Below are 20,041 nucleotides of genomic sequence, written 5' to 3' on the forward strand. Positions count from 1 at the left end.
TGGGCACCATGTTGACTCTCTCGGTCTCTGCGCTGCGCGACCGCCGGCACACCTGCCTGGCCGTCGACCGCTGGGCCGAGGAGGTCGCGGCGGGCGCCCCCTACGTCGAGGCCGGTGCGCTGGTCGACGCCGCTCGGCGGGCCGCGACCCCGCTGTCTGGCGCGGAGGTGGATGAAGCCCTCGCGGGGCATCCGCACATCGGTCAGGCGCCGACCGGAGCCGGGGCTGCGCAGCAATTCTCCCGCCGGGAACAGGCCTCCGCCGACGCGGACGATACCGAGCTGGCTGCCCTGCTCGCGGCTGGCAATCGCGACTATGAGGCCCGTTTCGGCCGGGTGTTTCTGATTCGGGCGGCGCCGAGCGGGCGGCGCGCAGGCCGGGACCGGAGCTTGCGGATGTCGCGGCACGCAGCCACGTCACGACGCACGTGCTCGACTCCGTCACCGGCCGGCCCGCGGCGGGAGTTGCGGTCACGCTGGAGCAGCGCGTCGGCACCGCGTGGGTGTTGGTCGCGACCGGCGAAACGGATGCCGACGGGCGCCTCACCGCGCTCGGCCCGGCGGCGCTGCCGGCCGGCCGGTACCGCATCAGCTTCGATACCGGAGCCTGGTTCGCGCAGGCCGGGCGAGACACCTTCTACCCGGAGGTGACGATCACGTTCGACCTCGCCGACGTTGCGGAGCACTATCACGTACCCCTGCTGCTCGCCCCGTTCGCCTATTCAACCTATCGAGGCAGCTGACCGCGCCGAGCCGTGAGTTTCGAACGCCGAGGCGTGAGTCTTGGGCGGATGCACCACCCCGCGACTACTCCACGCTCACCCGGCGACCGCGCACATACACCCCGGTGATCGCGGGCTCCCGTAAAGCGAGCAGCAGCGCGAACAGGGTCTGCTCAGCGGCCAGCGCGGCGTCGTCGGCCCGCACGGCGTTTGCGAGCACGAGCGCGAGCGATTCCCAGCGATCGGGGTCGATGAGCAGAAAGTCCGCGTCCTTGCCGAGATCGAAGTTGCCGAACCGGTCCTCCATGTCGAGGGCTCGCGCGCCGGCAAGGGTTCCGGTGAACAGCAGCGCGGCCGGGTCGATCGCCACGCTGGCCTCGCCGGGTTCCGACAAATGTGCTTTGTAGCAGTCGTTGAGCACCCGCGCGACGAGCCATTCGTCGCCGCCGCCAACATCCGTTCCGATCGCTACGTTCACGCCGAAACCCGTTGTGCGACGCCACGGCATGGTGCCGGAGCCGAGGAACCCCTGCGAGGTCGGGCAGTGTGCGATCGACGTGCCGGTGTCGGCCAGGCGGGCGAGCTCCGAGTCCTGGCAGTGCACGGCGTGCGCCAGGATGCTGCGCCGCCCGAGCAGCGACGTGCCGCCGCGGGCTGAGCCCGGCAGGAAGCATCCGTCGTAGGTGTCGAGGTACGTTTTCGTGCCGTACACCGATCGCACGGCGGCGATCTCGCCGGTTCCGGGCCGGTCGTTCTCGTTGAGGTGGCTGTGAAAGTACACGCCGCGCCCGCGCACCGAGTCGTAGAGTTCGCCGAGCCCGGCCAGGGTTGTCGGCGTCACCGAGAGGCTGAATCGCGGCACGATCGCGACCTGCAGCAGCGCGGTCTGGGCCGTACCGGTGTCGACGGCGTGCCAGCGGTCGATCTCGGCGGCCGCGAGCTCAAGAGCCTGCTCCTCGCTAGTCAGGAGCGTGGCGGCCGAGTCGGTGCCCACGGTCTGGATGCCGCGCCCGCTCACCAGCCGCAGGCCGGCCGCCTGGGTTTCTTCAAACAGCGCGTCCTGCGCCGGCGCAAACGCCGACCCGAACACGAGGGCGCTGGTCGTGCCGACGGATGCCCGCCTTCTCGTGAAATTCCGCGCCACCTGTCGCGCAAACCCCGGGTCTTCCAGCCGGGACTCCGCCGGAAACACACACTCGTCGAGCCATTCCAGTAGCTGGCCGCCGCCGTAGGCATCCGTCGTGTAGGTCTGCGGAAAATGAATGTGGGTGTCGACGAACCCCGGCAGGATGAACCCGGTCCTGGTCACCGGCAGCGCGGCGAACGCCGTCGGCAGCTCGGCGAAGGGACCGACCCAGGCGATCGTGCCGCCCGCCGTCGTGACCAGGGCGCCGTCGGGCACCGAAACGAGGTGCGAACGGGCCTGATCCACGGTCGGCGCGTCGGCAATGTGAAAGATGTGGCCGCGGAAGACCGCGCTACCCGATGCTTCGTACATATCTACGGAGATTATCGCCTCGAACCTGGGAGATCGGCGATTTCGGCACCATTTCGTGAAACTCTCCGCAGATTTGCACGGTGCCCACCGGAACCGGGCCGGACGTCGCCGAGCCGCCCGGCAAAACCGAGCCCCACTCGTGCGGTCGGCCCGTCACGCCGCGCCACCCACAGCACCTAAACCAGCCCGGCATACGAATCCCAAGCGGGACCGGCGTCGGACGCATCATCGTGCGTGATGGTCGCCTGAATGAGTCCGTAGGGCCGGTCGGCGGCGTGGTGCACCTCGTCGTTGTTCGCCACGTTGAACGGCGACAGGTCGTATAGAAAGTGATGCTTGTTCGGCGCCGACAGCCGAATCTCGGCGATGAACGGATACGCCTCCAGTACGGCCTCGCCCATGCGGTACAGCGTCTGCTGCAGCGCGAGAGAGTGTACGAGCGCGAACTGGGGCATCAGAATCTGCTTGATGCCGGCATCAGGCCGCTTTTGCTCCTGAGACCGCCATCGCCCGACGCAGCCTGCCCACGCGACCTGCCACACCCGTTCGTCGAGCCTGTCGAGGCCACCATCGCCCAACGCGAGCCGGCCTACGCGACCCGGGCCCGCAGCATCCGCTCAACCGTGCAGCAACCGCCAGATGCGGTCTCGCGACATCGGCAACTCGGTGGGACGGATGCCGATCGCGTCACGCACCGCATTGGCCAGCGCCGGCGCGACCGGGTTGTAGGTCGATTCGCTCATGGACTTGGCGCCGTAAGGCCCGAGCACGTCGTGACTCTGCGCAAAGTAGACCTCGGTGACCGGCAGGTCGACCAGCTGGGGAACGTGGTAGTTGCGCAGCACCCGGGTCGTCACCGCGCCAGCGCCGTCGAGCAGCACCTCCTCGAACAGGGCGGTACCGAGCGCCTGCGCGACGCCGCCCTCGATCTGGCCGCGGCACTGCTCGGGATTCATGATGAAGCCGGCGTCGGCGGTCTGGATCGACTGCAGAATGCGCACTTCACCGGTGTCGGTGTTCACGGCCACGCGAAAGGCGTGCACGTTGAAGGCCAGGGAGCGCAGCGCTCCGTCTTCGCGCCGCGTGGCGGTCAGATCGATGTCGTTGGCGGTGGCCCAGGCGGCAAGCTGGTCGAGCGAGACGACCGTGCCCGCCGCGCGCAGCCCATCCCGTTCGAGCTGCCACGTCACGTCGGCCGACCCACTGCGCGACGCCGCGGCTGAACCGAGCGTCTCGGCCAGCGCGGTCGCCGCGGCGAGCACGGCTTTGCCGGCTACCACCACCCCGGCCGAGCCGAACGCGCCGGAATCGTAGCCGGCGGCATCCGTGTCGGAGTGCACCAAATCGATGCGGTCCACCGTTGTGTGCAGGGCCGTCGCGGCGATCTGGGCGTGCACGGTCGTGGTGCCGTTGCCGAATTCGGTCGTGCCGACCCGCACCAGATAGCGTCCGCCCGCGAGCAGCTGAACGGATGCCTGCGACCGGTGGCCGCGCGGCGGCGTCGTCGCGATCATCGACGACGCCATGCCGGTACCGACCCGCCACGGGGGCCCGGCCGGAACGACGGCCCCATTGCCGCGCTTCAGCGCCGCTTCGGCCAGGTCGAGGCACTGGTCGAGGCCGTAGCTTCCGAAGATCAGGTCGGGTCCTTCCTCGTGCGTGACCACGAGCGGGTCGCCGGGCCGCACCGAGTTCAGTCGGCGCAGTTCGAACGGGTCCACGTGGAGTTTGCGGGCCAGTTCGTCGAGCGCGCACTCGATCGCGAAGATGATCTGGCCGAGGCCGTAGCCGCGGAAGGCGCCCGACGGGGGGTTGTTTGTGTAGACGCTCTGGGCATCCACTTGTTTGTTGGGCACGTTGTACAGCGCGACGGACTCGCTCGTGCCGTGGAACATCACACCGGGCGCGTGGTTGCCGTAGGCGCCGGTGTCGGCGAGCACGCCGAGTTTTAGGGCGGTCAGGCGGCCGTTGGCCGTGGCTCCGAGGGTGACGTCCAGCGTCATGGGATGCCGCACCGGGGCGATGGTGAGCTCGTCGGTGCGGGTGAATTCGTACTGCACCGGCCGCCCGGTTTTCAGCACGGCGAGGGTGACGAGGTCTTCGGTGAGCAGCTCCTGCTTGCCCCCGAAGCCGCCGCCGACCCGGGCGGTGAAGACGCGCACGTCGGCCGGTTCGAGGTCGAACAGACGGCAGATCTCTTTCTGCACCAGGAACGGCACCTGCGAGCTCGTGCGCAAGTTCAGCCGGCCCTGCTCGAGCCAGCCGATTGTGGCGTGGGTTTCGAGATGGGTGTGCGAGATGCGCTGGGTTTGCCAGCTGCCGGAGACGATGGTGGTGGCCTCGGCGAGGCCGGCCTCGACGTTGCCGTATTCGCCGTGCAGTGCGGCGACCAGATTGCGCCGAGGGTCGGCCAGGCGCGACACGACCGGGTCCTTGTCGCCGTGCACGAGCGGCGCACCGGGAGCGCCGGCCAGCTGCGGGTCGAACACGGCATCGAGTAGCTCGTATTCAACCTCGAGCAGCCGGCAGGCGGCCTCGGCGATGGCGACCGAGTCGGCCACGACCGCCGCAACCCGCTGTCCGCGAAAGCGCAGCGTCGCATCGAAGACCAGGGTGTCGTCGGGGTCGTCGAATCGGCTTTCATGCCGGGCCGTGGAGAACAGCGTCGTGGGGGAGTCGGCGTGGGTGAGGACGCGGTGCACGCCGGGCAGTGCAGCCGCCCTGGTGGCATCTAGAGAGCGGATGCGTGCATGCGCGTGCGGACTCCCCAACACTGCGAGGTGCAGTAGCCCGGGAATAGCCACATCGAGGGTGTACGGCTCGAGCCCGCTGACCACGCGTTCTCCGGCGATCGCCCCGGAGGAGGTGCCGACCGGGCCGACGGCCTGGCCAGCTCGGCCGGTCGCACGCACCCGGCCGAGCGTTGATGCGTCCGACTGTTCGCGCCCGGGCACCACGTGGCAAGAGCCTTCCGGCGGGGTGTGCTGGCTGGTAATTGCGTCGGTGATCGAGCGGTAGCCTGTGCACCGGCAGAGGTTGCCCTTGAGCAGTCGGGGCAGGTCGTGCAGTCGCGGCAACTCGCCCGGTTCGGTGTCGGCATCGGCTTCGATGGCGGCGGCGGTCACGACCATGCCGGGCGTGCAGAAGCCGCATTGAAAGCCCGCGGAATCGACGAAACGCTGCTGCACGGGCGCGAGATTGCCGGGCTGGCCGAGGCCGGCCGCGGTCGTGATCTGCTTTCCGGCCGCCCGGTACGCCGGGTAGATGCAGGAGTGCACTGGTGTGCCGTCGACCTGCACCGTGCAGGCGCCGCAGTCGCCGGTGTCGCAGCCCTTCTTCACCTCGAAGTGTTCCTGCTCCCGTAACAGCGTGCGCAGGCACTGGCCGGCAGCGGGCGTCGCCTCGACCCGGGTGCCGTTGACCTCGAAGGTGACGGTGGCGACCATCGCGGCCTGTTCCAGCGTCATGACTGACTTGCGACGTCGGTCGAGGCGGCGAGTTCGGCGCGAATCTCTTCGCCGAGCAGCAGTCCCATCGCGCGTCGCCAGTCGGCGGGGCCGTGGGCATCCGTGAACCAGCAGTCGATCGCGGCAATATCGCCGGCGAGAACGTCGGCGGCGGGCAGTTCCGAATACCGCAGTTGCACGGGGCGCAGCGTCGCCGCCGTGACCGTGAGCACGAAGACACCGTCGGCGTCGACCCGCCCGGCCAACACCGCGCCCGAGCGTCCGAGCGGTGACAGGGCAATCTTGCGATACGCCGTCGTGGCCTGCAGCGAGGTCAGCGGCACTCGAATGGAACGCAACACATCATTGGCCTCAAGCGCATTGGTCATATTGCCGGTGACGAACTGTCGGGCTGGTACGACCTCGTCACTGCCGTCGCCGCGCCAGACCAGCAGCTCGGCATCGAGCGCGACGGCGAGGGTGATCATGGGCCCGGCTGGAAGCGAGGTGGCCAGGTTGCCGCCGACCGTCGCTACATTCCACACCTTGAATGAGCCGAACAGGGCCGTGCAGCACTGATAAAAAAGCGGATGCGCCGCCCACCCGGCCTGCATCGGCAGCCGGGAGAGCTCGGCCAGAGTGCATGTTGCCGCGATCTCGAGACCATCCTCGGTAATCGTGAGCGCCGGCCACCCCAGGGTCTGCAAATCGACGAGTGCCCTGAGGTGGGCGCGCGGGTCGGCAAACAGCTCGGATCCCCCGGCCAACGGTACGACGGTCGGCCCGAGCGCGATGAGGTCGCTGCGCGTTCGAGCCGGGATGATACGGGTCACGGTACTGAGGTCCATTGTTGTCTCCGTTGGATGCTGTGAATCCCACTCACTATGCGGTGGCGCATCCGTGCGTGCGGCGCTGGCACACGGTTTGAGTTCACGAGGGCGAAGCGAGCACGGTAGTCGGCGCCCCGCCTGGTCGGGACCAGACTACCTTTGGCGGCCCGGGATTAGCAGACACGAGAGCACCCGCAGGTTGATTCTCAGCCGACGCTGTCATTATTTGGTCGATTACGACGGTGGGAGACCGAGATGACCGCTGCCCCAACCTCCGAACACACGATGCCGTTCGAACAACGGGATGCCGATTCGAACCGGCCGGTTCCTGATCATTTCGATGTGGTCGTGATCGGTGCCGGCCCGGCTGGAACCGCTGCAGCCCTGCGCGCGGCGGAACTGGGCGCATCCGTCGCCGTCTGCGAATCTGACCGTCTCGGCGGCACGTGCGTGAACACCGGATGCGTACCCACCCGCGTACTGGCGAAAACGGCTCGGCTCATGCGGGAGATCCGCACCGCCAACGCGTACGGCATCTCCGTGTCCGAGCGCCCCCTGGACTGGCCCGCCACCGTCGTCCGCGTCCGGCAAACCGTTGACCGGGTGCGTTTGATGAAAAATGAGGCGACGCGATTCGCTGACGCCGGTGTGGAACTCATTCTTGAGGGGCGCGCCTGCTTTCTGGATGCCTCCACGCTCAGACTGGAATCTGGGCGTCGGGTGACCGCCGGTGCCGTACTGGTGTGCGTCGGCGGTCATTCCCGGCGGCTGCCGGTTCCAGGAGCTGAGCTCGCGACGGTACCGGAGCACGTGCTCGACCTTCCGAGTGTTCCCAGTCGCCTGGCCGTGATCGGCGGGGGAAACACCGGTGCCCAACTGGTCACTGTGTTTCGTTCCTTCGGCTCGGCTGTGACCCTGCTCGATGTGGCCGACCGCGTGCTCGCCACGTCTGACGAGTCCGTCTCGCACGCCGTCGCCCAGGCTTTCGTCGAGCAAGGTGTCATACTCCGCCTGGGCATCGACGGAATTGACGGACTTCAACGCGCCGCTGACGGCTCGATCACCCTGACCTGGCGGGAGAACGGGCTCGAGAGTGTGAGCAGCTTCGACGCTGTGATCATGGCCACTGGCTGGCCTGCGGATATCGGTGACCTCGGACTGGAAAATGCCGGTGTCGTCACGAGTCGTTCGTCCGTTTCCGTCGATGCGTATTTTCGAAGTTCGGTACCGCACATTTTCGCTGTTGGCGACGCCAACGGCCGAGATATGCTCGTGCAGGCCGCACAATTCGAAGGAGAGGCCGCGGCCGAGAACGCCGTGTTGGATGCCAATCGACGAACCCCGCACCACCTGCTTCCCGCGGGTGGGTTCACCGATCCGGACTACGCAGGTGTCGGTCTGACCGAGGCCGATGCCCGGCGGCGCGACGAGCTGTGCGTCGTAACGGTGGTGCCCTATTCGCTGCTGGATCGGGCGGTGATCGATGATCGCCAGCGGGGATTCCTCAAGCTCATCGCCGACCGCCGGCGGGAGCTCATTCTCGGCGCCCACGCGGTCGGTGAAAACGCCGTGGAGGTCATTCAGTCCGTGACGACGGCGATGGCTGCCGGGATCGACGTGGCCACGCTGGCAAACGTGCGATTCGCCTACCCCACGTACAGCGCCGTGATCGGACTCGCTGCACGAGCCCTGCTGGCCGAGCACGCCGATCGCTCGGCCGCGCGGGATGGTCAGACGTCGATCGTGTAGACGAGTTCTTCCTGCAGCATACCGAGCCATTCGTAGAGTTCGCGCAGAAACGGGGTGTTGTCACCAAGGAGGTGCACGACCCCGTCCGGGGTGATCTGCAGCCGGTCGGCGAGGGTCAGCCGCAGGTCGGTGAGGCTTCGCAGCCAGGCCTGCACGGCATCGGGATCGAGACTGATCGTGAGCGGCTGGAGGTCGTCGCTGTCGTCGTCGGGGGTGGAATCGGGAGTGTCGGTATCCGCTTCACTGGAACCCAGCGAATTCAGCACGACCTGGGCGTTCTGCGCCTTGCGATCGAGCAGGTCGGTCGCCGTGAACCGGCGAAACTCGGCGGCCGCGTCGTCGTCGTCGCGGTAGGCGTCGGGCAGCAGGCGCCCGAAGATTCCGTCGCTCGAGGCGAGAGAGGGATCGTCGGCACCCGAGTCGAGCATCTCGAGAAGCTGGGTGGTAGCGAGGCGCAGCAGGTCGGCTTCGATCGGTTCGAAGCGGCCGTTCAGGGTGCCATCCGGCTGAGTGGTGAATCGACTCACTCGTCGGCCTTCGCCAGCGTCGCCATCAGGCCGTAGCCGTGCATGGCTTCGACGTGACGTTCCATGGATTCGCGATTGCCAGTGGCCACGACGGCGCGGCCGTTATTGTGCACCTGCAGCATGAGCCGTTCGGCCTGCTTGGGCGAGACGCCGAAGTAGCTGCGAAAGACGTAGGCCACGTAGGACATGAGGTTCACCGGGTCGTCCCAGACCAGGGTCACCCACGGTCGGTCGAGTGACACGTCCTCGCGAAGCTCGGTCTGTTCGGTAGTCTGCGTCACCCCTTAAGCCTCACACGCTCCCGCCGGGTTTTCCACCGCCGCGTCATACTTGCCCGCGCGGCGTGCGGGTTCGGGGAGAGGGAATATCCTTGAGTATGACGTCTTTTGCACCATCGTCCGCTTTGTCCCCAGCCCACGGCGCTCAGCACCCTGAGCTGGCCCCGCTGACTAACATTGATGTTGAGCGCATTCGCAATGACTTTCCGGTGCTGCACCAAACGGTGAACGGGCATCCGCTCGTCTATCTGGACTCTGGCGCCACCTCGCAGAATCCGATCAGCGTGATGGAAGCCGAGCAGGAATACTACGAGCAGCGCAACGCGGCCGTGCACCGCGGCGCCCACACGCTCGCCGTCGAAGCGACCGAGGGGTTCGAAGCCGCCCGCGAAAAGGTTGCCGCGTTCGTCGGCGCCCAGACCGACGAGATCGTCTGGACCTCCAACGCCACCGAGGGCATCAACCTGCTGGCCTACAGCTTCTCCAACGCCTCACTCGGCCTCGGCGGCCCGGCCGCCCGCCGCTTCAGCCTCGGCGCCGGTGACGAGATCGTGGTCACCGAGATGGAACACCACGCCAACCTCATTCCCTGGCAGCAACTCGCCCTGCGCACCGGTGCCACCCTGCGCTTCATTCCCGTACTCGACGACGGCACACTCGACCTGCTGGCCGCAGCGGATGTTGTCGGCCCCCACACGAGACTGCTCGCCTTCACCCATGGCTCCAACGTCACCGGCACCATCAACCCGGTGGCCGAACTCGTGGCCCTGGCCCGCCGCGTCGGTGCGCTGGTCGTGCTGGATGCCTGCCAGACCGTGCCGCACCTTCCCGTGGACGTCACGGCGCTCGACGTGGACTTCGCCGTCTTCTCGGGCCACAAGATGCTCGGCCCCACGGGCATCGGCGCGCTCTACGGTAAAGCCGAACTGCTCGCCGACATGCCGCCGTTCCTCACCGGCGGGTCGATGATCACGACCGTCGACATGACTCAAGCTGAGTTTCTCGCTCCGCCGCAGCGCTTCGAGGCCGGCACCCAGCGCATCTCGCAGGCCATCGCGCTGGCCGCGGCCGTTGATTACCTGAGCGAAACCGGCATGGATCGAGTGCACGCCTGGGAGGCCCAGCTCGGCCAGCGCCTGGTTGCCGGCCTGGCTGAAATCCCCGGTGTACGGCTGCTCGGCCCCGGTCTCGGCGTGGAACGTCTGGGACTTGCCGCCGTCGACGTCGCCGGAGTGCACGCGCACGACGTCGGTCAGTTTCTCGACGATGCCGGCATCGCCGTGCGGGTCGGCCATCACTGTGCGCAGCCCCTGCATCGCCGACTCGGCGTGACTGCGTCTACCCGCGCGAGCACCTATCTCTACAACACGACCGATGAGGTCGACCTGTTTCTGGCCACCCTCGCTGAGGTCGCCCCCTTCTTCGGAGTCAAGCAATGAGTGACCTGCAGCAGCTGTATCAGACGATCATTCTCGAGCACGCCAAGGCCCGGCACGGGGCGGTCGAACTCACGCCACTCGCCGAGGCCGTGGCTCGCGGCGCGGCCGGTGGCCTGCGGGTAGCCGAATCGCACCAGATCAACACGACCTGTGGTGACGAGGTCACCCTGCGCGTCTCGCTCGGCGTCGGCGCTGAAACGGATGCTGCCGTGACCGACCTGGTCTGGACCGGCGAGGGCTGCTCGATCTCGCAGGCATCCGCTTCGATTCTGACCGACACCCTGCGCGGTCTCAGCGTAACCTCGGCGCGCGCGTTGCTCGACAACTTTCGGGAGATGCTGCGCTCCCGCGGAAAGATCGAGCCCGACGAAGAGATTCTCGGCGACGCCGCCGCCTTCGGGGGAGTCTCGCGTTACCCGGCCCGAGTCAAGTGCGCCATGCTGCCCTGGGTCGCCTTCGAGGCTGCTCTGGTCGACGCTGAGTCGCACTAGTTTGCCCGCGCCTGCGGCCCGTTCAGATCGACCGGGCCCGGGCCCGGAAAGTGGGCCAGGCCTCAGTTTTCGCCGGTGCCGAGCTCGGCGTGCAGGGGCCAGTCCTGGTCGTCCAGAATGAGCTGCGCGCAGGCGCCCGTACGGGCGTTGACCACGATAGGCGCCATCAGGTTCACCGTCGTGGTGCTCTCTCCGGGGTTGACGACCACGAGCACGAGAGCATCGTCGGGCGTCGTCAGCGACAACGCGATCGACTGCTCGCTCGAGATCGCCGGGGTGTAGTTGGGCAGAAAGATGGCCGCGTCGAGAACGAACAGGCGCGTGGTCGGGTGAGCGGATGCCTGCAGCGAGTAGAGTCCAGCGGCCCCCTCGATCTCGTTGAGCACGAAGTCGGTGAGCGGCGCCAGCCCGGGCGGGGGAGAGACGAAGCTGAGGGTGGGGCTGGTGAGGGTAATCGTCATGAGAGAAAGTCCATCAGGGTTGGTTGAAGTACACGGGCGGTAACAGCGAGTGCGGCCTGATAGGTCACTTCCTGCAGTTTCAAATCAATGATGACCTGGCCCAGGTCGGCGTCTTCGATGCCGGACCGTTGGGCATCCAGTGTGCCGGTCTTTTCGAGCAGGGTCGACTGGGCGCGTTCCATCTGCACCTGGCGGGCACCCATTTCACTGCGTTGACCGGTCATGATGGCCATCCGATCGTCGAGTGCCTCGAGGTGCGAGCCCACGTTGACCGCGGTGTCGGTCGAGCGCAGGTCGGAGACAATATTATCGAGCAATGCGAAAACCGATGACGAGCCGGTGCTTTCGTCATCCTCGCCGAAGATCGTCGCGCCTGCTGCGTCGACCCGCACGGTGCTCGTGGCACTGATGCGCCGTTCGACGCTGCTTGCGCCCGCCGTGTCGCCCGAGTATGCGTAGATCGTCGCTCCGGTGCTGTCGGTGCCCGCTGCGGCAAACGCCATAGCAGCGTCCGAGTTGCCGGCAAACACGCTGCGCCCGAGAAACTTCGTGTTGGCCTGCGAGAGGAGATCGGTTTTGAGCCCGTCGATCTCAATGGCAATGGCCTCTTTGGCCGTCGCTGACAGCGAGCCGGAGTTGGCACCCTGCACGGTGAGGTCCCGTACGCGGTTCATGATGTCCGACACCGACCCGAGCGAGGATTCGATGGTGGTCAGCCAGTCGTTGCCATTGTCGGCGTTGGCGCTGTACTGTTCAACCGCACGCATCTCGGCGCGCACCGCCATAGCCGCGGCGGCCGCGGTGGGGTCGTCGGAGGAACGGTTGATGGACTTGAGCGTGCTCGCCTGCTCCTGCAACCGCGCGAGGTGCGTCATGTTCTCCTGCAGGTTGCGCTGGGCAGCGCGCATCTGCGTCTGGGTGGTTACCCGATCGACCATGAGCTACCTCCCGACCAATCCGGTGCGGTTGATCAGCGTGTCGAGCATCTCGTCGACGGCCGTCATCATGCGGGCCGCGCCCTGATAGGCGTGCTGGAACATCAGCAGGTTCACGTTCTCCTCGTCGAGGTCCACCGAGGAGTTGGCGAGCTGCTGGTTGGCAGCGCCCGATGCCGTCGAGCTGGCCAGCGCCGCCGACTGCAGCTCGGTCTGCGTGAGCACGCCGGTCTTCGTGACGAAGTCCGACCAGGTGGTGCTCGGCGATGTGATCGCGCCGTCTACGTCGGTCGCGAATCCGGCGCCGAGCTGGGCGATGGCATCCGCTATGGTGCCGTCGTAGGCACCAGACGTAGCTGAAGCCCGTACGGCGATTTCAGCGGATGATTTCGGCACGATACTGAGGCCCTGTGCGGCCGGTGCACCGGAGGCGCGAGTGAAGAACTCCAGGTTGGTGTCGCCCGCCTGCGTGAAGCCGGTCGCGTAGATGGCGTTGACCTTCGTGGCGAATTCACTCGCGAAGGTGTTGTAGGAGGAGGCGGCCTCAGCCAGGACGCCTCCGGTGCCGCTGGCGTTGGCCCCGCCGAGCAGCGACAGCGCGCCGGCCATTTCGCCCCGTTCCATCGTTACGGCGGTGTCGGCGTTATCGGCCCACACCAGCCTCACGTCACCGCTGTCCTGCATCACGCGCGGAGAGTCGGCGGTGACCTGCACCTGATGCGCGGTGCCGCCGGAGACGAGAGCGTTGCCACCCACGAGCACGGTCACCGTGCCGTCGGCCTGCTCGGTGACGGTCGCGCCGGTGAGGGCGGCGATCGTGGTCGTGAGGGCGCTGCGCTGGTCGAGCAATTCGTTGGCCGTTCCGCCCGTGGCGCGGCTCTGGCGAATCTGCACGTTGAGCGCGGCGACCTGGGTGGCCGCGCCGTTGAGTTCCGAGACCATATTGTTCAGGTCGCTGCGCACGTTCGACCACTCGTCGGAGACGGCCTGGTAGCCCTCGGAGATCTGGGTGAGCAGTTCGCCAGCCGTGCCGAGCAGCAGCGCTGCGGGGGCTGCGGTGTCGGTTCCGTTCGACAGGGTTTGCCAGCCGGCCCAGAACTCATCGAGCTTGGCCGAGATGCCGTCTTCGCCGGGTTCGTTGAGCGAGTCCTCAACCGAAGCGAGCGCGTTTGCCCGCACCGCCGTATAGCCGGCGGTTGCGGCGGTTGCTCGCACGCGGGCATCCAGTTGGGCACTGGCCAGGCGAGCGATGCCGTCCATGGCAACGCCTTCACCGACGCGGGCGCCCTGGGTGAAGATGCCGGTAGGAGCCGTGGCGCCGAGAGCGGAGGTCGATATGCGCTGGCGGGTGTAGCCCTCCGTATTGGCATTGGCAATGTTCTGCCCGACCACGTCGAGGCCCTGGCGCGCGGCAACGAGGCCGGTGTACGCGGTGTTCAAGCTACCAAATGTGCTCACCGTGTTCTCCGTTCTTCTCGTTGGTCGTGCAAAGTTATAGGTTGCGGTCGAAAATGCGGGCGGCGGTCACCGGGGCGCCGGTCACTCCGCTGGCATCGTAGGTCTTGGGGTTGGCGCTGACCGTGGTCATCGTCTCCTGAGTGGATCGGGCCGCGGCACGAATGAAACGCTCGTTGGTGTCGCGGAGTTCTTTGATCTGGCTGGTGAGATCACCCATGGCTTTGAGGTGTGCGGCGAAGATTTCGCCCCACGGCCCCGCGGGGGCATTGGCGGCGAGTTCACGCAGGGTGGCGTCTTCGGCTGTTCCCCACTGGGTGGCCAGTGCGGCTACCTCGACGGAACGCCCGAGGCCGGCTTCACGCACGAGGTTCAAAACCTGTTCAACCTCGCGAGTGGCGTGTTGCAGCCAGCGCGACTTACCGCCCTGCAGCAGAAGCTGTTCCTCTTCGAGTTTGAAGACCAGCAACTCGAGAAGTTCACGTTCTCGCCACAGCAACGCAGACAATTCGTTGGCGCCCATGACTCCTCCAGCCCACAATTTCACTCGCGCTCAGGGCTACACGGGTGCGTGTGCTCTGGTTCATTCGTTGGCACTATCGGCCGAGAAAACATCGCGGTTAGGCAAAATAGCCTGATTTCTTGCCGAATTGCCCAACCGAGTCCTCTAAAGAGAGGACACGGCAATGTTCCAAATGGGTCCGCTGGCGCTACCCATTTACCCCTTACTACGAGTAGCTTTGAGTTCGCAGGCATTGGGGCCTCTCGCGGGAGGCGCGTCAGCCCTTCCGTGCACATCAAATTTTTGGCATGAGAAGCTCGGGGGACGCACGTGAATCGCACTGACCGCAATGCCCTCGTCGTCGAGAATCTCCCCCTGGTCGGCTACCTCGTTTCGGAGGTCTGGGCCAAGGCCCGCCACCTCTCCCGTGACGACCTCGCCTCGGCCGGCGCTGTTGCCCTCATTACGTCAGCGGATGCTTTCAACCCCACCCTCGGGGTTCCCTTCGGAGCCTTCGCCCGGCGCCGCATCATCGGTGCTTTCGCCGACGAGATGCGCTCAAGCGACTGGGCCACCCGCTCCGCTCGCCGCCGCATCAAAGAAACTCTCGCCGTACAGGACACCCTCGCGGCCGCCCTCGGGCGAACCCCGAACGTGAACGAGATCGCCGATGCTCTCGGTGTCGACCGCGACACCGCCGCGGCCGGCCTAGCCGACGCGGCCCGCACCCTCTCAGCCCTCGACGACACGACCGCCGAGTTTCTCGTCGCCGATACCGCAATGCCCGAAGAATCACTGCTCTCCACCGAACGTCTCGTCTACCTGCGGGCGGCCATCGCGGCCCTGCCGGAAAAGATGCGCGCCATCGTAGAGCAGATCTACTTCGACGACCGCCCGGTCAAAGACATCGCCGCGGAACTCGGCACTACGCACTCCGCTGTCTCCCAAATGCGCGCCGAGGCGATTCGCCTGCTTCGCGACGGACTCAGCACGCACTACGCCGACGAAATCGAAACCGCGGCTGCGTATCAGCCGGAGTCGCGCATTGCTCCGGCTCGCCGCAGCGCCTACCTCGCCCGACTCGCCGACCTCGCCACGGTGGGAATGACTCGCACCGCGCACGAACACCTGCAGCTCGACACGGTCGAACGCGCAGCATCCTGACTTTTCAGTAATCTCACCGCTAGCCCATGGATGGGCCGGCTTCATAACACCTCACGGAAGAAACCCTCATGGTCATGCAGATCAACACCAATACCTCAGCATCCGACGCCTACCGCAAACTGGCCGCCGCGCAGAGCGCACTCACCCAGCCCACCGTTGCGATTTCGAGCGGACTCGCGTCGACCGAGTCTGTCATTGCCGCTGACAGCGTGGACTTCGAAGGGAAGACCCGGGCGGTCTCGGCTGAGAACACCCTTGCGGCGGCGTCGCGCCTGAGCAACAATGCCATGGCCGAGCAGATGGTTGACCTCACGCGCGTGAGCATTCTGGCCCAACCGGTCACAGCGGTCTCCGCCCAGGCCAACCAGTCGAACTCCGACGTTCTGCAGCTGCTCCGCCCCGCCGCGTAACCGCTGCTTGCTCTTTCTTGAAGACGCTGTCCCTTCGTGGGGCAGCGTCTTCTTTGCGTATGGGGCCGCTAGCGGGCGATCTGGCCTCGGAATCTAACCCCCACGGCAAAACGGTCGATAGCAAGAGTTGCCAGACCATGGATGGGCTGGTGTAACACGACCCACTCACGGAGGATTCACCATGGGCATGCAAGTCAACACCAACGTCGCGGCCAACAACGCGTACCGCAACCTGGCCACCACGCAGAACGATCTTTCCAAGTCGCTCGAGAAGCTCTCGAGTGGTCTTCGCATCAACCGGGCAGCGGATGACGCGGCCGGCCTCGCTATCTCTGAAGGCTTGAAGTCGCAGGTTGGTGGCCTCACGGTTGCCGCTCGTAACGCTCAGGACGCGGTCAGTGTCATCCAGACCGCTGAAGGTTCGTTGAACGAGGTGCAGTCGATTCTGCAGCGTGTTCGCGACCTCGCCGTTCAGGCCGGTAACGACTCGAACAACACTGAGTCACGTGGCGCGATCAAGACCGAGGTCACGGCTTTGACGGCCGAGCTCACTCGAATCAGCGAGTCCACGAACTTCAACGGCACCCAGCTGCTCGACGGTTCGGAAGCCGAGCTCAGCTTCCAGGTCGGTGCCAACGGCGACGCCAGCAGCCAGATCAAGGTCAAGCTTGACGGCGCAAACGTGTCCGATGTAACCAAGGCTATTGGCTCGGGCAACGTCGGTACGTCTTTCGTTCTGGCGACTACCACGCCAGCAACGAGCGTTGCGTTCAAGATCGATGGTACGGCCGTCACAGTCACTGGAACTGTCGCTGTCGGTGGAGACGGAAAGACTGCTGCGGATGCCGTGGCTTCCTTGAATGCGAACACTAGCTTCAGCGAAAAGTTGGTGGCAAGTCTCGACGAAAACGGCAAGTTGAACGTGAAATCACTGACCGGCGGCGTGGTGACAGAGGCATCAAGCACGGCACTCGCGGAGCAGTCCGTTCAGAGCAAAATCGGTGGCCTGGACTTCTCCTCGGCCGAGGGCGCTGCCGCTGCGATCACCTCTCTCGACCGTCAGATCTCTGGCATCTCCACTGCTCGTGCTTCGCTTGGTGCGGATCAGAACCGGTTCGAGAGTGTCATCAAGAACCTGGCCGTCTCCAAGGAGAACCTCACCGCTGCCGGTTCGCGTATTCGCGACACCGACATGGCTGAAGAGATGGTCAAGTACACCCGTGCCAATATTCTGTCGCAGGCCGGTACCGCCATGCTCGCACAGGCCAACCAGAGCAACTCGGGCGTTCTGCAGCTGCTCCAGTAATACGCCTCACCACCGGATCAGAGTCTGATCCGGGCGCCGTAGCAGGGGCACCGCGAATTCAATCGCGCTGTCCCTGGCCACGGCACCCCCCGAACGCGCCTGTTCAGCCGGTTCTTCTGACGGCCTGAACGCTGCGGTCGATAGACATAAGTGCTGGCCCATGGATGGGCCGGCGTAAGTAGTCCCAGTCACGGAGGAACTCAAATGGGCATGCAAGTCAACACCAACGTTGCGGCGAATAACGCGTACCGCAACCTGGCAACCACTCAGAACGATCTGTCGAAGTCGCTCGAGAAGCTGTCGAGTGGTCTTCGCATCAACCGGGCAGCGGATGACGCGGCCGGCCTCGCAATCTCGGAGGGTCTGAAGTCGCAGGTCGGTGGCCTCACGGTCGCCGCTCGCAACGCTCAGGACGCGGTCAGTGTTATTCAGACCGCAGAAGGTTCGCTCAACGAGGTGCAGTCGATTCTGCAGCGTGTTCGTGACCTGGCCGTTCAGGCCGGTAACGACTCGAACAACACCGAGTCGCGCGGCGCGATCCAGACCGAGGTCACGGCCCTGACGGCCGAGCTCACTCGAATCAGTGAGTCCACGAACTTCAACGGCACCCAGCTGCTCGACGGTTCCGAAGCCGAGCTGAGCTTTCAGGTCGGCGCCAACGGTTCCGCGAGCAGCCAGATCAAGGTCAACCTCGCGGGTGCAGACGTCACCAAGGTGACGGATGAGCTCACCGACGGCTACAGAGTAACAACTGAAGGATCCAAACCTGGACCGGTTGCAAGTGGGAATATCCAGTTTGACAAGGCAACTGCCAACGGTATCTACGTCATCTCACAGGGTGGCACCGGTGCTAAGAGCTTTACTGTCGACTTTGGAGATACCTCCGCGGCAGATCTGACCGATGCGCAGGTATTCAGCAAGCTGGACACTGCGGCTAAGGCAGCGAATTTCGCTGATTCGAGTGTGCCGGTCGATTTTGTTGTCAGTACGAATGGCACCGGCACGTACAGTATCCAGTCCAAAAACACATCACTGAACGACGCATCGGCGAACGCCATTACAGTCACTGCGGGTGGTAGCGGGGCGACTGCAGGGGCGGGACTGGCAGCAACTACGTATTCAAATAGCAATACCGGGACGACCGATACCTCGACATTCGTCGATATTGCAGGCTTGGACTTCACGGACGCCGCCAAGGCAGCGAAATCGATCGACCTGCTCGATCGCCAGATCTCGAACATCTCCACGGCGCGCGCATCTTTGGGTGCGGACCAGAACCGGTTCGAGAGCGTCATCAAGAACCTGGCCGTCTCGAAGGAGAACCTCACCGCTGCCGGTTCGCGTATTCGCGACACCGACATGGCCGAAGAGATGGTCAAGTACACCCGTGCGAACATCCTCTCGCAGGCTGGCACCGCGATGCTCGCGCAGGCGAACCAGAGCAACTCGGGCGTTCTGCAGCTGCTCCAGTAACACGAGTGATCGCGTCAGAACCTGATGCGTGATCGGCGGCATCCGCTCGTAATTACTCCGAACGGATGCCGCCTCTCTTTAACCAGCGATCGCTGCGAGTTTCTAACCCGAGCGCGGTTGCTGTCGATAGGTATAAGTGCTGGCCCATGGATGGGCCGGAGAATTCAGTCCCAGTCACGGAGGATCCATCATGGGCATGCAAGTAAATACCAACGTCGCGGCCAACAACGCGTACCGCAATCTGGCCACCACTCAGAACGATCTGTCGAAGTCGCTCGAGAAGCTGTCGAGTGGTCTTCGCATCAACCGGGCAGCGGATGACGCGGCCGGCCTCGCTATCTCGGAGGGTCTGAAGTCGCAGGTTGGTGGCCTCACGGTTGCCGCTCGTAACGCGCAGGACGCTGTCAGCGTTATCCAGACCGCTGAAGGTTCGTTGAACGAGGTGCAGTCGATTCTGCAGCGTGTTCGTGACCTGGCCGTTCAGGCCGGTAACGACTCGAACAACGAAGAATCGCGTGGCGCGATCAAGACCGAGGTCGAGGCGCTCACCACTGAGCTCACTCGTATCAGTGAGTCCACGAACTTCAACGGTACCCAGCTGCTCGACGGCACCAAGCCGGAGTTGAGCTTCCAGGTCGGCGCGAACGGCGACGCCAGCAGCCAGATCAAGGTTAACCTCGCCGGCGCCAACGTCAACAAGGTCACCGACGCCATCGGAGCAGGCAACGTCGGCAAGTCGTACGCAACACCGGTAACGTCTGACACGGCAGTGACTTTTACTGCTGACGGCGTGACCACATCCACCACTGCAGCAACGACGGACTTTCTGGCCACCGGTGGAACGGCCAGTGATGCTGCGAAAGTTCTGAACGCAGATGCAGCATTCAGTGAGTTTTACACCGCAGGCGTGGATGAATTCAATCAGCTGAGTGTTCGGGCCAACAATGGTGACGCCATCACTGCGTCCAGTCTGACCGGTGCCAGCGGGGGCACGAGCACGATCGGTGGCCTGGACTTTTCCTCGGCCGCGGGGGCTGCTGCCGCGATCACGGCTCTCGACCGTCAGATCTCGGGCATCTCCACGGCTCGCGCGTCGCTTGGTGCGGATCAGAACCGGTTCGAGAGCGTTATCAAGAACCTGGCCGTGTCGAAGGAGAACCTCACCGCTGCCGGTTCGCGTATTCGCGACACCGACATGGCTGAAGAGATGGTCAAGTACACCCGTGCGAATATTCTGTCGCAGGCCGGTACCGCCATGCTCGCACAGGCCAACCAGAGCAACTCGGGCGTTCTGCAGCTGCTCCAGTAACACCAGCACCACAGGTTCAACCCAGATCGTTCGTTGATCTGACTGGG

General features: G+C 65.3%; 18 protein-coding genes and 2 pseudogenes. 10 read left to right on the forward strand and 10 right to left on the reverse strand.

Annotated features, from left to right (window positions below):
- Window positions 1-8: 8 nt before the first annotated feature.
- Both E3T29_RS20775 and uraH read left to right on the forward strand, forming a co-directional pair.
- Window positions 9-347, forward strand: a pseudogene (locus E3T29_RS20775) (2-oxo-4-hydroxy-4-carboxy-5-ureidoimidazoline decarboxylase); the annotation flags it as partial.
- 62 nt (window positions 348-409) lie between these two features.
- Window positions 410-742, forward strand: a pseudogene (gene uraH / locus E3T29_RS16750) (hydroxyisourate hydrolase); the annotation flags it as partial.
- Between the two features lie 64 nt (window positions 743-806).
- Here the strand turns inward: uraH and E3T29_RS16755 are convergent.
- From E3T29_RS16755 to E3T29_RS16770, 4 genes are all read right to left on the reverse strand, one after another.
- Window positions 807-2,219 (reverse strand): amidohydrolase family protein, encoded by a 1,413-nt coding sequence (locus E3T29_RS16755; protein WP_134346682.1) that lies wholly within the window; start codon window positions 2,217-2,219, stop codon window positions 807-809.
- Between the two features lie 176 nt (window positions 2,220-2,395).
- Window positions 2,396-2,761 carry a hypothetical protein gene (locus tag E3T29_RS16760; protein ID WP_370449198.1) on the reverse strand — a complete coding sequence of 122 codons (366 nt, stop codon included), beginning with the start codon at window positions 2,759-2,761 and terminating at the stop codon, window positions 2,396-2,398.
- A 75-nt stretch (window positions 2,762-2,836) separates the two neighbouring features.
- Window positions 2,837-5,686 (reverse strand): molybdopterin-dependent oxidoreductase, encoded by a 2,850-nt coding sequence (locus tag E3T29_RS16765; RefSeq protein ID WP_241987872.1) that lies wholly within the window; start codon window positions 5,684-5,686, stop codon window positions 2,837-2,839.
- On the reverse strand, window positions 5,683-6,513 hold the full coding sequence (locus E3T29_RS16770) for an FAD binding domain-containing protein (RefSeq protein ID WP_166789846.1): 831 nt from the start codon (window positions 6,511-6,513) through the stop codon (window positions 5,683-5,685). Before E3T29_RS16770 ends, E3T29_RS16765 begins: the two co-directional genes overlap by 4 nt.
- 237 nt (window positions 6,514-6,750) lie before the next feature.
- Here E3T29_RS16770 and E3T29_RS16775 point away from each other — a divergent pair, with 237 nt between their 5' ends.
- A complete protein-coding gene (locus E3T29_RS16775) occupies window positions 6,751-8,244 on the forward strand; it encodes an NAD(P)/FAD-dependent oxidoreductase (protein WP_241987873.1) in 1,494 nt (497 codons plus the stop codon).
- Here the strand turns inward: E3T29_RS16775 and E3T29_RS16780 are convergent.
- Together E3T29_RS16780 and clpS are read right to left on the reverse strand one after the other, a co-directional pair.
- Window positions 8,226-8,771: a DUF2017 family protein gene (locus E3T29_RS16780; protein WP_134346685.1), complete on the reverse strand. Its 546-nt coding sequence runs from the start codon at window positions 8,769-8,771 to the stop codon at window positions 8,226-8,228. The genes E3T29_RS16775 and E3T29_RS16780 overlap by 19 nt on opposite strands.
- The gene (gene clpS / locus E3T29_RS16785) at window positions 8,768-9,052 is read right to left on the reverse strand and encodes an ATP-dependent Clp protease adapter ClpS (protein ID WP_241987874.1); all 285 of its coding nucleotides are present in this window, start codon (window positions 9,050-9,052) and stop codon (window positions 8,768-8,770) included. The genes E3T29_RS16780 and clpS overlap by 4 nt, the downstream gene beginning before the upstream one ends.
- Before the next feature lie 95 nt (window positions 9,053-9,147).
- On the opposite strand from clpS, the gene E3T29_RS16790 reads away from it, so the two are divergent.
- Window positions 9,148-10,488 (forward strand): aminotransferase class V-fold PLP-dependent enzyme, encoded by a 1,341-nt coding sequence (locus E3T29_RS16790; RefSeq protein ID WP_134346686.1) that lies wholly within the window; start codon window positions 9,148-9,150, stop codon window positions 10,486-10,488.
- On the forward strand, window positions 10,485-10,979 hold the full coding sequence (gene sufU, locus E3T29_RS16795; RefSeq protein ID WP_134346687.1) for a Fe-S cluster assembly sulfur transfer protein SufU: 495 nt from the start codon (window positions 10,485-10,487) through the stop codon (window positions 10,977-10,979). The genes E3T29_RS16790 and sufU overlap by 4 nt, the downstream gene beginning before the upstream one ends.
- Before the next feature lie 62 nt (window positions 10,980-11,041).
- Here sufU and E3T29_RS16800 read toward each other — a convergent pair whose 3' ends face one another.
- The 4 genes from E3T29_RS16800 to E3T29_RS16815 are packed head-to-tail and all read right to left on the reverse strand — an operon-like array spanning window position 11,042 to window position 14,353.
- On the reverse strand, window positions 11,042-11,440 hold the full coding sequence (locus tag E3T29_RS16800) for a flagellar assembly protein FliW (RefSeq protein WP_104090682.1): 399 nt from the start codon (window positions 11,438-11,440) through the stop codon (window positions 11,042-11,044).
- The gene (gene flgL, locus E3T29_RS16805; protein WP_134346688.1) at window positions 11,437-12,378 is read right to left on the reverse strand and encodes a flagellar hook-associated protein FlgL; all 942 of its coding nucleotides are present in this window, start codon (window positions 12,376-12,378) and stop codon (window positions 11,437-11,439) included. The genes E3T29_RS16800 and flgL overlap by 4 nt, the downstream gene beginning before the upstream one ends.
- A gap of 3 nt (window positions 12,379-12,381) precedes the next feature.
- On the reverse strand, window positions 12,382-13,833 hold the full coding sequence (gene flgK / locus E3T29_RS16810) for a flagellar hook-associated protein FlgK (RefSeq protein ID WP_134346689.1): 1,452 nt from the start codon (window positions 13,831-13,833) through the stop codon (window positions 12,382-12,384).
- A gap of 34 nt (window positions 13,834-13,867) precedes the next feature.
- Complete coding sequence (locus E3T29_RS16815) at window positions 13,868-14,353, reverse strand: flagellar protein FlgN (RefSeq protein ID WP_104090687.1); 486 nt, start codon at window positions 14,351-14,353, stop codon at window positions 13,868-13,870.
- 309 nt (window positions 14,354-14,662) lie between these two features.
- On the opposite strand from E3T29_RS16815, the gene E3T29_RS16820 reads away from it, so the two are divergent.
- From E3T29_RS16820 to E3T29_RS16840, 5 genes are all read left to right on the forward strand, one after another.
- Window positions 14,663-15,496 (forward strand): sigma-70 family RNA polymerase sigma factor, encoded by an 834-nt coding sequence (locus E3T29_RS16820; RefSeq protein WP_092339705.1) that lies wholly within the window; start codon window positions 14,663-14,665, stop codon window positions 15,494-15,496.
- Between the two features lie 74 nt (window positions 15,497-15,570).
- On the forward strand, window positions 15,571-15,906 hold the full coding sequence (locus E3T29_RS16825; RefSeq protein ID WP_166792448.1) for a flagellin: 336 nt from the start codon (window positions 15,571-15,573) through the stop codon (window positions 15,904-15,906).
- A gap of 181 nt (window positions 15,907-16,087) precedes the next feature.
- Complete coding sequence (locus E3T29_RS16830) at window positions 16,088-17,212, forward strand: flagellin (protein ID WP_134346691.1); 1,125 nt, start codon at window positions 16,088-16,090, stop codon at window positions 17,210-17,212.
- Window positions 17,213-17,416: 204 nt separating this feature from the next.
- Window positions 17,417-18,685, forward strand: coding sequence for a flagellin (locus E3T29_RS16835; RefSeq protein ID WP_134346692.1), 1,269 nt, complete (start codon window positions 17,417-17,419; stop codon window positions 18,683-18,685).
- Between the two features lie 190 nt (window positions 18,686-18,875).
- Complete coding sequence (locus E3T29_RS16840; protein ID WP_134346693.1) at window positions 18,876-19,994, forward strand: flagellin; 1,119 nt, start codon at window positions 18,876-18,878, stop codon at window positions 19,992-19,994.
- Window positions 19,995-20,041 lie beyond the last annotated feature (47 nt).

Source organism: Cryobacterium sp. TMT1-66-1, from assembly GCF_004403435.1.
GTDB classification, from domain to species: domain Bacteria; phylum Actinomycetota; class Actinomycetes; order Actinomycetales; family Microbacteriaceae; genus Cryobacterium; species Cryobacterium flavum.

What these genes read in the sequence shown, in the direction of transcription:
- E3T29_RS16755 (WP_134346682.1), bottom strand. Translation starts at nt 2,219, where the DNA reads ATGTACGAAGCATCGGGTAGCGCGGTCTTCCGCGGCCACATCTTTCAC.
- E3T29_RS16765 (WP_241987872.1), bottom strand. Translation starts at nt 5,686, where the DNA reads ATGACGCTGGAACAGGCCGCGATGGTCGCCACCGTCACCTTCGAGGTC.
- E3T29_RS16770 (WP_166789846.1), bottom strand. Translation starts at nt 6,513, where the DNA reads ATGGACCTCAGTACCGTGACCCGTATCATCCCGGCTCGAACGCGCAGC.
- E3T29_RS16775 (WP_241987873.1), top strand. Translation starts at nt 6,751, where the DNA reads ATGACCGCTGCCCCAACCTCCGAACACACGATGCCGTTCGAACAACGG.
- E3T29_RS16790 (WP_134346686.1), top strand. Translation starts at nt 9,148, where the DNA reads ATGACGTCTTTTGCACCATCGTCCGCTTTGTCCCCAGCCCACGGCGCT.
- sufU (WP_134346687.1), top strand. Translation starts at nt 10,485, where the DNA reads ATGAGTGACCTGCAGCAGCTGTATCAGACGATCATTCTCGAGCACGCC.
- E3T29_RS16800 (WP_104090682.1), bottom strand. Translation starts at nt 11,440, where the DNA reads ATGACGATTACCCTCACCAGCCCCACCCTCAGCTTCGTCTCTCCCCCG.
- flgL (WP_134346688.1), bottom strand. Translation starts at nt 12,378, where the DNA reads ATGGTCGATCGGGTAACCACCCAGACGCAGATGCGCGCTGCCCAGCGC.
- E3T29_RS16815 (WP_104090687.1), bottom strand. Translation starts at nt 14,353, where the DNA reads ATGGGCGCCAACGAATTGTCTGCGTTGCTGTGGCGAGAACGTGAACTT.
- E3T29_RS16825 (WP_166792448.1), top strand. Translation starts at nt 15,571, where the DNA reads ATGCAGATCAACACCAATACCTCAGCATCCGACGCCTACCGCAAACTG.
- E3T29_RS16830 (WP_134346691.1), top strand. Translation starts at nt 16,088, where the DNA reads ATGGGCATGCAAGTCAACACCAACGTCGCGGCCAACAACGCGTACCGC.
- E3T29_RS16835 (WP_134346692.1), top strand. Translation starts at nt 17,417, where the DNA reads ATGGGCATGCAAGTCAACACCAACGTTGCGGCGAATAACGCGTACCGC.
- E3T29_RS16840 (WP_134346693.1), top strand. Translation starts at nt 18,876, where the DNA reads ATGGGCATGCAAGTAAATACCAACGTCGCGGCCAACAACGCGTACCGC.